Raw genomic sequence first — 9919 nt, 5'->3', positions numbered from 1 at the left:
ATCCCGCTGGCGAGCGCCGTGAAGGCGGCGAGCGCGAACCCGGCGCGCGCCCTCGGCCTGGATGCCGAGCGCGGTGCCATCGAGCCCGGCAAGGTGGCTGACGCCGTGCTGCTGGACAAGGAGACGCTCGACCTTCGCGCCGTCGTCCTGCGCGGCGAGCTGCTGGCGTAGCGCATCATCGGATACTGCGAGAAGCGCCTCGTTGCGAGCGATCGCGGCGAGGCGCTTTGCCTGAGAGGGGGATTTTCCCGATGCCTACATGCGGGGCGGGCGTCGGGGCTGCGGCCGCCTGAAGCGTCGCGAAGGCGGGCATTGCTGACGCCGAAACGGGCCCTTAGTGTCAAAAACAAGGCGGTTTGGCAATCCATGGTTGTTCGCTCTGATTATCATCGCAGAACGCCACCTGGGAAAACACTGTCCAGGATCGCTGTTCTATTATAGGATCCGTCTCATGCGGCGCGTTACGATTGCCAAACCGCCCCGTTTTTGACAGCAACCGGCCTTTTCGGCGTCAAGGCCCTTGAATGAGATCGGGGGAGGCCGGAAAAAAGCCCGCGCCATGCGACGCGGGCCTCGTCTTAACGATGAAGGGGGAGTGCCCCTTGCGCCTTTTTACGCCTCGGGGAGCGACGCGGCGGCCACGGACTGGCCCACGCGGCGCATCATCTCGTCGGGCAGCGTCACGTTGATCTGCGCGTCCAGCTCGGGATGCTCTTCGGCGAGCACGCGGTTGCACTCGCTGATCACGAGGTCGCCGCCCACGCCGGAGGCCACGCGGCCCAGCACCAGCAGCGTCTCGATCTCGTAGAACGAGCTGTACAGCACGAGCGTGTGCGCCAGGTACACGCCGATGGAGCGGAAGATGTCGAGCGCGCCCTCGTGGCCCTCGTTGGCCAGGCCCTGCACCACCTTGAGCTTCTCGGCGGGGGAGAGCTCCGGGTCGAGCTCGATGCCGGCGGCCGGAGCCAGCTTGATGACGGCGTCCTGGCTGAAGTACTTGCAGCCCACGCCGAAGTCGCCGGACCACTCGTCCTGCATGGCCGCAGGCGAAAGGTCCACCGGCGCGAACGCCAGCTCATTGATCCACCCGAGCACGTTGCCCTCGTCGTTCACGTAGCCCACGGCCTCGGAGGTTCCCATGGCGATGCCGAGGATGTCGCCCTTGCCCGTGCTCATGAAGCCGGCGAGCGCGGTCACGTCGCCGTCGTTGGCCACCACGAGCGGCACGTCGCCGATCTCCTTGCCGGCGCGGTCGTAGATGCTCTTCACCTCGTCGCGGCGCTCGCGCGGCACCTTGATGAACAGGGAGGCCACCATGGGGCTGTTGCCCACGAACGTGCCGGCCGACGACACGCCGATGGCGTCGACGCGCGGCATCTTGGAGGCGGCGGTCTTGAATGCGGTCACGATCTCGTTGAAGTGGTACTCCGGGTCCTCCGTCACCTTGGGGAACCACACGACCTCCTCGGAGTACACCGACTCGCCGTCGATGACGGCCGACACCTTGCGGTCCGACCCGCCGGCGTCGAAGCCGATGCGGCAGCCCTCCATGTGGCCTCCGATCTTCTTCGCGGCCTCGTTGGCGGCGGGGAAGTCGGCCTCCGTGCACGCCATGACCTCGAGCGGCTTCTCGTACACGTCGCCCACGAAGCCGTAGTCGAACGAGCGCGCGCCCTCGGGAGAGTACGCCTCAGCCAGCTTCGCCGCGATGTCGTCGCAGCCGCGCAGGTAGACGCGGAAGCCGCCGATGCTCCACAGCTCGAACTTCACCAGGCGCTCCACGTAGCGGAAGTCGGCCTCGGCGAACTCGCCGCCGCGGATCGCGCTCTCGCGCACGGAGATGAGCCCGTCCTCGCGCTCGACGGCCACGGCGATGGGATGCTCGGCACCCTCGAGGTATGCCTTCATCCACACGCCGAACGGGATGAAGCCCTCGTCCAGCACGGGCATGTTCTTGACGTCGTAGTCGATACCCAGATAGTTCATGTCGTCAGTCTCCAATCAACTCGGTCAAAACTCGTTCGGTCATGGACAGCGCGCGGGGCACGTGGAAGGGGCCCTTGAACGTGGAGCCCTTCGTGGGCGGCATCGTGGGCTTTCCGTCGCGGCGCAGGTAGCCGTACCACTCGCCGTACTCGGGGTCGGTGAAGTGCTCCTTGCAGTAGTCGATCGTGCGCAGCAGCCAGTCAAGGTAGTAGGCGTCGCCGGTGTCGCGGTAGGCCTTCGACGCGGCGATCATGATCTCGTTGTGCGGCCACCATAGCTTCATATCGTGCTCGTAGGCCTCGGTGGGCAGGCCCTTGCAGTCGATGAAGTAGAGCAGTCCGCCGAACTCCTCGTCCCAGCCGGCCTCGATGGCCAGGCGGAAGATCTGCTCGGCCGTGCGGTGCAGCTCCTCGTCGCCGCGGTAGTTGGCCTCGTCCATCATGAACCAGCTGCACTCGATGTCGTGCCCCGGGTTCACCACGCGGCCGGCGGTGTACCAGAGCTCCGGCTCGCCCTCCAGGTTCACGCTCTCCAGCGTGCAGCCGAGCTCCGGGCGGTAGTGCTCGTTCACGATGCGGTCGGTGCACTCGCGCGCGCGGCGGTCGTACTCTTCCGTGTTCGCGGGGTCCACACGACGCATGATGCCGATGATGTTGAGGAAGATCATCGGGTCGCCGAGCGCCCGCCCCGAGCGCGTCTCTGCGATGGTCTTGGGGCCCAGTCCCGTGGGGTCCTCGATCAGGCCGTTGTTCAGGTTGTAGATCAGCTCGTACGCCCGGCGCGCGCGCTCAAGGTAGACCGCTTCGCCGGTCAGGCCGTAGTACTCGGCGTTCGCGATGGCGTAGAAGCCCTCCGAGAAGCAGTAGCGGCGCTGGCGCAGGGGCTTGCCCTCCGCCGTCACCGTGAAGTACAGGCGGTCGCCCGCCTCGTGGTTGACGCAGTGCTCCTCCAGGAAGTCCAGGCAGCTCTTGGCGGCCTCCATCCACTCCGGGCGCTCGCCGTAGAGGTGGCAGAGGTACGAGAACGTCCAGGCGCAGCGGCCCTGCATCCACACGCTCTTGTCGGTGGAGTACACCTCGCCCTTGCGGTCGAGGCAGGTGTACACGCCGCCGTTCTCGCGGTCCATGCCGTGCTCGAGCCAGAAGTCCACGCAGGTATCCAGCTCCTTGCGGATCCAGTCGCGTACCTCGATCAGCTTCTCCGTGTTGTCCGCAGTCATGCAGGCCTCCCTATGCCGAGCAGCCGAAGACGGGGCAGGCGCTCCAGGTGGACTGGCGCGTGGGTGCGTCGGCATCCATGAGACCGGCCTTCTTGAGCACGTGCACGATGTGGTCCACGTCCTCGCCCTCGAGCGCGCACACGGGCTCGCGCATCTGGTTCGTGTTGAACACGCCCATCTGCCACAGCGCCGTCTTGAACGCGCCCACGCCGGCGCCGAAGCCCACGGTGGCCTTCACCTCGCGCGTCACGAACATGAGGCGGGCCAGGTGGTTCTGGATATCGCGCACGCGCTCCCAATCGCCGGCCTGCGCCGCGCGCCACTGCTCCACGTAGCTGGCCGGATCGATGTTGGCGAGGCCCGGCACCGAGCCGTCCGCACCGCCCAGGTACGCGCCGTCCACGACCACCTCGTGGCCGGTCAGCAGCTGCAGCGGGTGGCCGGCGTCCTCGTTCTGCAGGCAGAGCCAGCGGAACGACACGTCGTCGCCCGACGAGTCCTTCACGCCCTGCAGTACGCCGTCCTCGCCGAGGCGCACCAGCATGGTGGGATCGAGCTTCGTGTGCACGCACGCCGGCAGGTCGTAGGCGAACAGGGGCAGGTCGGTATGCTCGCGGATGGCGCGGAAGTGGCGCTCCACCTCCTTGGGGCCGCCCAGCGCGTAGAACGGCGCCGTGGCCACGAGCGCGTCCACGCCGTAGCCGGCCGCGCGCTTGGCCTGGTCGACCACGCGAAGCGTCTCCATGTCGATGATGCCCGCCAGCACCGGCACGCGGCCGTGCACCATGGCCACGGCCTCCTGCAGCACGTGGTAGCGCTGCGCGTCGGTGAGGAAGGCCACCTCGCCCGAGGAGCCGAGGAAGAACAGGCCGTCGACGCCGGCTTCGATCATGCGGTTGATGGAGCGCTCGAGCGCCTCCAGGTCGAGCTGGCGCTTCTCGGTCAGCGGGATGACGACCGGCGGAATTACGCCGCGGAACGGTGAGTCAGTCATGGGAGCTAATCCTCTTTTCCTGTTGCGATTCTAAACGACAAAACTTTAATTCCCCTGATGGCCGCCGTCAACGTACGGTAAGGGGCGACCACAAGAAAAGCGCCTCGAAAGGAGCAGCCCCCGGATCTCTCCGAGGGCTGCGATCCGCCGTATGCGTCGACCGGGCTTACTTGCCCAGCTCGGGATGCAGCAGCGAGGGCGCCGCGCCCAAAAGCAGCTTCGTGTACTCGTCCTTAGGGTTCGAGAACACCTCCTCCGCCGTGCCGTTCTCCACGGCCACGCCGGCGTTCATGACGATGATGCGGTCCGAGATATAGCGCACCGTCTGGATGTCGTGGCTGATGAACACCATCGACAGGCCCAGGTCGCGCTTCAGGTCCATCAGCAGGTTCAAGATCTGCGCGCGCACCGACACGTCCAGCGCGCTCGTGGGCTCGTCGGCGATGATGGCATCGGGCTTGAGCGACAGGGCGCGGGCGATGGCCACGCGCTGGCGCTGGCCGCCGGAGAGCTGTCCCGGCAGCGCGTCGAGCACCGATCCCGGCAGGCCCACCATCTCGATGAGCTCCTGCACGCGTGCCTCGCGCGAGGCCTTGTCGCCGATCTTGTGCACCACGAGCGGGTCCATGAGCTGGTCGTGCACGCTCATGCGGGCGTTCAAGGCCGTGGCCGGGTCTTGGAACACCACCGATATCACGCGGCCGATGAGGCGGCGCTCGGCGGCGGTGCGCTTCGTCACGTCCTTGCCCTTGAAGAACACCCTGCCCGACGTGGGCTGCTGCAGGCCGCACATGACGTTGGCCGTGGTGGACTTGCCGCAGCCCGACTCGCCCACGATGCCCAGCGTCTGGCCCGGCATGAGCTTGAGCGTGAGCCCGCGCACGGCCTGCACCTTGTTCGGGTGCAGGATGGAGCCGGTGCGCGTCTTGAACGTCACGCGGATGTCGTCGAGGAAGATGATGGGGGTGGGCTCGCCGTCCGCGCCCGCAGGCGCGGCGGCCGTCCCGTTCAGTTTCTCATCGCTCATATCAGCGGACCTCCTGGCACGTAGGGCTTGATACCAAGTCGTTTGAGCTCGCTGTCAGGCAGCTCGCCGTAGTAGTGGTCGGTGCCCTCCACGCGCTTGAGCACGGGGCGCAGCTGCGAGACCTTGTCGGGATGGCTCGAGCGCGGCGTGAAGCGGTCGCCCTCGGGGAAGTCCTTCGGCGAGGGCACGGAGCCCGGCACCTGGTGCAGGCGGGCGCCGCCGGCCTCGATGGAGAGCACCGAGCCCAGAAGGCCGCGCGTGTACTCGTGCACGGGGTGGCACAGGATGTCCGTGACCGGGCCCTGCTCCACCACTTGGCCGGCGTACATGACGGTGATGGAGTTGGCCACCTCGGCCACGAGGGCCAGGTCGTGGCTCACGAACACCATTGCGAAGCCCAGCTCCTTCTGCAGCTTGTTCAGCAGGTCGATGACCTGCTTCTGCACCGTCACGTCGAGGGCCGTGGTGGGCTCGTCGGCGATGATGAGCTTCGGGTCGCGCGTGAGCGCCATGGCGATGAGCACGCGCTGGCGCTGGCCGCCGGAGAGCTCGTGGGGGTAGGAACCCAGCGTGCGCTTCGGGTCCAGGCCCACCAGCTCCAACAGCTCCTCGGCGCTGCGGGTGCCCCCGCGCTTCGTGAGCTGCTTCATCTGCGACTTGATGAGCATGGAGGGGTTCAAGGACGACAGCGCGTCCTGGTAGATCATGGCGATCTCGCGGCCGCGCAGCGCGTTCATCTGGTGCTGGCTCATGGCGAGCAGGTTCTGCCCGTCGTAGAGCACCTCGCCGGTGACGGTGGCCTTCGGGTCCAGGAGCCCCATGATGGTGAGCGAGGTGATGGACTTGCCGCAGCCCGACTCGCCCACGAGGCCCATGGTCTGGCGCGGGCGCACCACGAAGCTCACGTGGTCGACCACGTTCACGTCGCCATGGCGCGGGAACTTGATGCACAGGTCCTTGACCTCCAGGATGGGCGGCACGTCGGTGCGCGCCTCGAAGCGGTCGGTGCGCGTTTTCTCCACGGCTTGCAGCTGGGCCAGGCGCTTCTCCAGCATCTCGGCCTGGGCGGCGTAGGCCAGCGTCGGGTCGGCGACCATCTTGTCGGCCTCGCGGTTCGCGGCGAGCGCGTCGTCGGCGGCCTTGACGGGGGCCTTGGGGGCCGCGGCCATGGCATCGGTGATGCCCTCGGACAGGATGTTCAGGCACAGCACCGTGATCATGATGGCCAGGCCCGGGAATAGCGCCTGCCACCAACGGCCCGCCAGCACGCCGCCGCGCGCGTCGGACAGGATGTTGCCCCACGTGGGCGTGGGCTCGGGGATGCCGGCCGAGATGAACGACAGCGAGGCCTCGAACACGATGGCGTCGGCCACCAGCACGATGGTGAACACCATGACCGGGGCGATGCAGTTGCGGATGACGTGCTTCACGAGGATCCACGGGGCGCGGGCGCCGGAGACGACGACGGCGCGCACGTAATCCTGGTTGTACTCGCTCACCACGTTGGCGCGCACGATACGCGCGATCTGCGGAATGTAGAGGAAGCCGATGGCGAAGATGAGCGAGGGCACCGAGCTGCCGAACGCGATGACGAACGTGGCGGCCAGGGCGATGCCGGGGAAGGACATGACCACGTCCAGCACGCGCATGATGACTTCCGACACCCACTTGCGCGACACGGCGGCGACGGCGCCGATGATGGAGCCGCAGATGAGCGCGAACGCCGTGGCGCCGAGGCCGATGATGAGCGAGTAGCGCGCGCCGTACATCATGCGCGACAGCACGTCGCGGCCCTTGTCGTCGGTGCCGAACAGGAACTGGGCGTCGGGGGCCTGGCGGGCGGTGAAGATGGCGTACGGGTCGTGCGGCGCGAGGATGTTGGCCAGCACGGCGATCATCACGATGAGGATTAGCACGACAAGCGAGATGCGCGATCCGATGGACATGGCCTTCCAGCGGCGGAAGTGCACCTTGCCGGGGTTGGACTCGAGCTTTGCGGTAGTGTTCTCTCGTAGCTTAACCATGTCACACCGTCCTGATACGCGGGTCGATCAGGATATAGAGCATATCCACGATGATGTTGATGATGATGAACGTGATGGCCACCACCAGCACGACGCCCTGCACGAGCATCGTGTAGCTGGACTGGATGCCCGAGAGGATGGCCATGCCCATGCCGGGCAGGTTGAAGATGACTTCGATGACCACGGCGCCGCCGATGAGGTAGCCGATGCGCAGGCCGAGCACCGTCACCGGGGTGATGAGCGCGTTGCGCAGCACGTTGCGGGCCACCACGACGCTCTTTGGGATGCCGGCGCCGAGCGCGGTGCGCACGTAGTCGCGGTCGAGCTCCTCCACCATGGACGTGCGGATGACGCGCGTGAGCTGGCCCGAAACCGGCACGCCCAGCGCGATGGCCGGCAGCGCCATGCGTGCGAGCCATCCGCCGGGGTCGGAGACCAGCGGGGGCAGGGGACCCGAGGCCGGCAGCACGTGCAGCATCGACGAGAACAAGAGGATCATGAGGACCGCCAGCCAGAACGACGGGGTGGCGATGCATGCGATGGAGAACACGCGGATGATCTGGTCGGGCCATCGGTCGCGGTACAGCGCCGAGACCACGCCCAAGATCACCGCCACCACCACGCCGATGATGAGGCCGAAGAACGTGAGCTGGAGCGTGACGGGCAGCGCCTGCCCGATGCGCTCGGCCACGGAGGCGTTGTTCGCGCCGTAGGTGCCCAGGTCGCCTTGGGCCAGGCCCACCATGTAGTTGCCGTACTGCACGAGGATAGGGTCGTTCAGCCCGTGGTCCTCGCGATACTGTTGGACTTGCGCCTCGGTCGCGTTCTCTCCCAGGACCGAATACGCTTGGTCGATGGGCGAGAGCGCCATGACGAAGAATACGAGGATGGTGACACCGAATATCATGATCGGCAGCGCTATGAGGCGCCGTCCGATCATACGCAGCAGGTTGCTCACCGCACCCTCCTTTCGCTCTTGGCTCTGATCGGTTACGTTACATGTTGCCAGCTGCCCGTTCTCGCAAGAAAGGCGGCCAAGCCCCCTCCGTGAGCAGCTTTCCTTATTCTATATGAGTCCTTGGGGTTTCTTTGCGAAAAATAGGAAGCAAAGCGAGAAAGGGGGCGCAGGCAGGGCCGACAATACGCGACCCCGCCTGCGCACGGGCCGCCTTGCCGAAAAAAGGGCCCGCCCCAGCGGGCAGGCCCTTCCGAAACACCTTGTGCGAACCGGTGGTTCCCTTACGCCTTGGGGCTGGCGCCCAGGAACACGAGGCCCGTCGTGGCGATGGGCTTGAAGCCGGAGATCATGCTCTCCTGGTAGCCCGTGGCGATCTGGCGGTGGAACAGCGGGTACAGCGGCACCTGCTCGGCCAGGAGGTCGAAGCACTGGTTCCACAGGTCCTGCTGCTTGGAGGAATCCGCCTCGCGCGCCTGCTGCATGAGCTCCTGCAGCTCGGCCCACTTGCCGTCGGCGGCCTTGCTCCAGCACGTACGGCCCTGGGTCCAGATGTTGTCGCCGTACCACCAGCTCATGAGCAGGTCGGGGTCGTTGCCGAAGCAGGTCGGGTCGCCCGGGGTGAGCATGACGTCGTAGGCGAGCGTGGAATCGGAGGCGGCGTACTCGCTCCAGTTGATCTTCTGCTCGTCGATGGTGCAGTCGACGCCGGCGGCCTTGAGGTCTTCCTTGATCTGCGGGGCGAGGTCCTTAACCCAGTTGTTGTTCACGACGAGCGTGAAGGCCAGGTTCTCCACGCCGGCCTCGGCGAGCAGGCTCTTGGCCTTCTCCACGTCGTGCGTGTAGACCGTGGCGGCCTTGTGGTAGTTGGCGTGCTCTTCCGGCAGGAAGCCCGTGACCGGGGCGGCATGGCCGTTCAGCTGGTTGGAGATGAGCTTCTCCACGTCCACGGCGTAGTAGAGCGCCTGGCGCACACGGTAGTCGTCGAACGGTGCTTTCAGCGTGTTGAACATGAAGAACGCCTGGTTGAAGCCCTGGGCGTACTCGACGGTGGCGCCGGCGGCGGAGAGCTGGTCGGCGTTGGCGTCAGGCACGTTCTCCATGACCTGGACCGTGGCCTCCTGCAGCGCCGTCGTGCGGGCGGTGCCGTCCAGCAGGATGTTCCACTCCATGGAGTCGGCCGTGGGCTTGTACTGGCCCTCGTAGTTCGGGTTGGGGACGAACTTGATGGTGCCGCCGTCGTCGCCGTTGACGCTCTCGTACATCCACGGGCCGGAGCCGATGGGCATGGTCTTGAGCTGGTCCTCGGTGAGGGAGGCGGGGAACACCTTCGCCACGGTCAGGCGGTCCTTCAGCAGCGCGAAGGGGTACTTCAGCTTGATGGTGACCGTCTTGTCGTCCTTCTCGGCGACCGAGTCGATGAACGACAGGAATGCGCCGCAGGTGGCGTCGGCCATGTTGACCTCGAGCGCGTTCACCACGTCGGCCACGGTCACGTCCGTGCCGTCGGAGAACTTGGCGCCGTCGCGCAGGGCCACTTCGTACTCGGTGTCGGAGACCTTCGTGGGGTCGCCGGCGGCGAGCGCGTTGTAGGTCTTGTACGTGTGCAGGTCGAGGTCGTACAGGCCCTCGAACACGTGCCACGTGGCGGCCAGCATGAGCGCGGAGCCGCCGTTCAGGCCCACGGGGTTCACGTTCGTGGACGTGTAGGCGC

8 protein-coding genes are annotated in these 9919 nt (G+C 66.5%); 1 reads left to right on the top strand and 7 read right to left on the bottom strand.

Annotated features, from left to right (window positions below; genetic code table 11):
• Complete coding sequence (locus tag GPA_RS18205) at positions 1 to 171, top strand: amidohydrolase family protein (protein ID WP_331429817.1); 171 nt, start codon at positions 1 to 3, stop codon at positions 169 to 171.
• Between the two features lie 441 nt (positions 172 to 612).
• Here GPA_RS18205 and GPA_RS10115 read toward each other — a convergent pair whose 3' ends face one another.
• The 7 genes from GPA_RS10115 to GPA_RS10085 all read right to left on the bottom strand — a co-directional run.
• Positions 613 to 1986 (bottom strand): ROK family protein, encoded by a 1374-nt coding sequence (locus tag GPA_RS10115; protein WP_015539811.1) that lies wholly within the window; start codon positions 1984 to 1986, stop codon positions 613 to 615.
• Between the two features lie 4 nt (positions 1987 to 1990).
• Complete coding sequence (locus tag GPA_RS10110) at positions 1991 to 3205, bottom strand: AGE family epimerase/isomerase (protein WP_015539810.1); 1215 nt, start codon at positions 3203 to 3205, stop codon at positions 1991 to 1993.
• 10 nt (positions 3206 to 3215) lie between these two features.
• Positions 3216 to 4199 carry a dihydrodipicolinate synthase family protein gene (locus GPA_RS10105; protein ID WP_015539809.1) on the bottom strand — a complete coding sequence of 328 codons (984 nt, stop codon included), beginning with the start codon at positions 4197 to 4199 and terminating at the stop codon, positions 3216 to 3218.
• A 166-nt stretch (positions 4200 to 4365) separates the two neighbouring features.
• Positions 4366 to 5226, bottom strand: a complete 861-nt coding sequence (locus GPA_RS10100) for an ABC transporter ATP-binding protein (protein WP_015539808.1) — start codon at positions 5224 to 5226, stop codon at positions 4366 to 4368.
• Positions 5223 to 7250 (bottom strand): dipeptide/oligopeptide/nickel ABC transporter permease/ATP-binding protein, encoded by a 2028-nt coding sequence (locus GPA_RS10095; RefSeq protein WP_015539807.1) that lies wholly within the window; start codon positions 7248 to 7250, stop codon positions 5223 to 5225. The genes GPA_RS10100 and GPA_RS10095 overlap by 4 nt, the downstream gene beginning before the upstream one ends.
• Position 7251: 1 nt before the next feature.
• A complete protein-coding gene (locus GPA_RS10090; RefSeq protein WP_041239439.1) occupies positions 7252 to 8208 on the bottom strand; it encodes an ABC transporter permease in 957 nt (318 codons plus the stop codon).
• Between the two features lie 281 nt (positions 8209 to 8489).
• On the bottom strand, positions 8490 to 9919 hold a 1430-nt coding region (locus tag GPA_RS10085), incomplete at its 5' end, for an ABC transporter substrate-binding protein (protein WP_041239438.1).

It is taken from the genome of Gordonibacter pamelaeae 7-10-1-b, assembly GCF_000210055.1.
Taxonomy (GTDB): domain Bacteria; phylum Actinomycetota; class Coriobacteriia; order Coriobacteriales; family Eggerthellaceae; genus Gordonibacter; species Gordonibacter pamelaeae.
The sequence above is the reverse complement of the archived record's forward strand: the minus strand, read 5'-3'. Positions and strand labels throughout refer to the sequence as shown.

Coding starts and splice junctions, on each gene's coding strand:
- GPA_RS10115 (WP_015539811.1), bottom strand. CDS start 1,986: ATGAACTATCTGGGTATCGACTACGACGTCAAGAACATGCCCGTGCTG.
- GPA_RS10100 (WP_015539808.1), bottom strand. CDS start 5,226: ATGAGCGATGAGAAACTGAACGGGACGGCCGCCGCGCCTGCGGGCGCG.
- GPA_RS10105 (WP_015539809.1), bottom strand. CDS start 4,199: ATGACTGACTCACCGTTCCGCGGCGTAATTCCGCCGGTCGTCATCCCG.
- GPA_RS10110 (WP_015539810.1), bottom strand. CDS start 3,205: ATGACTGCGGACAACACGGAGAAGCTGATCGAGGTACGCGACTGGATC.
- GPA_RS10095 (WP_015539807.1), bottom strand. CDS start 7,250: ATGGTTAAGCTACGAGAGAACACTACCGCAAAGCTCGAGTCCAACCCC.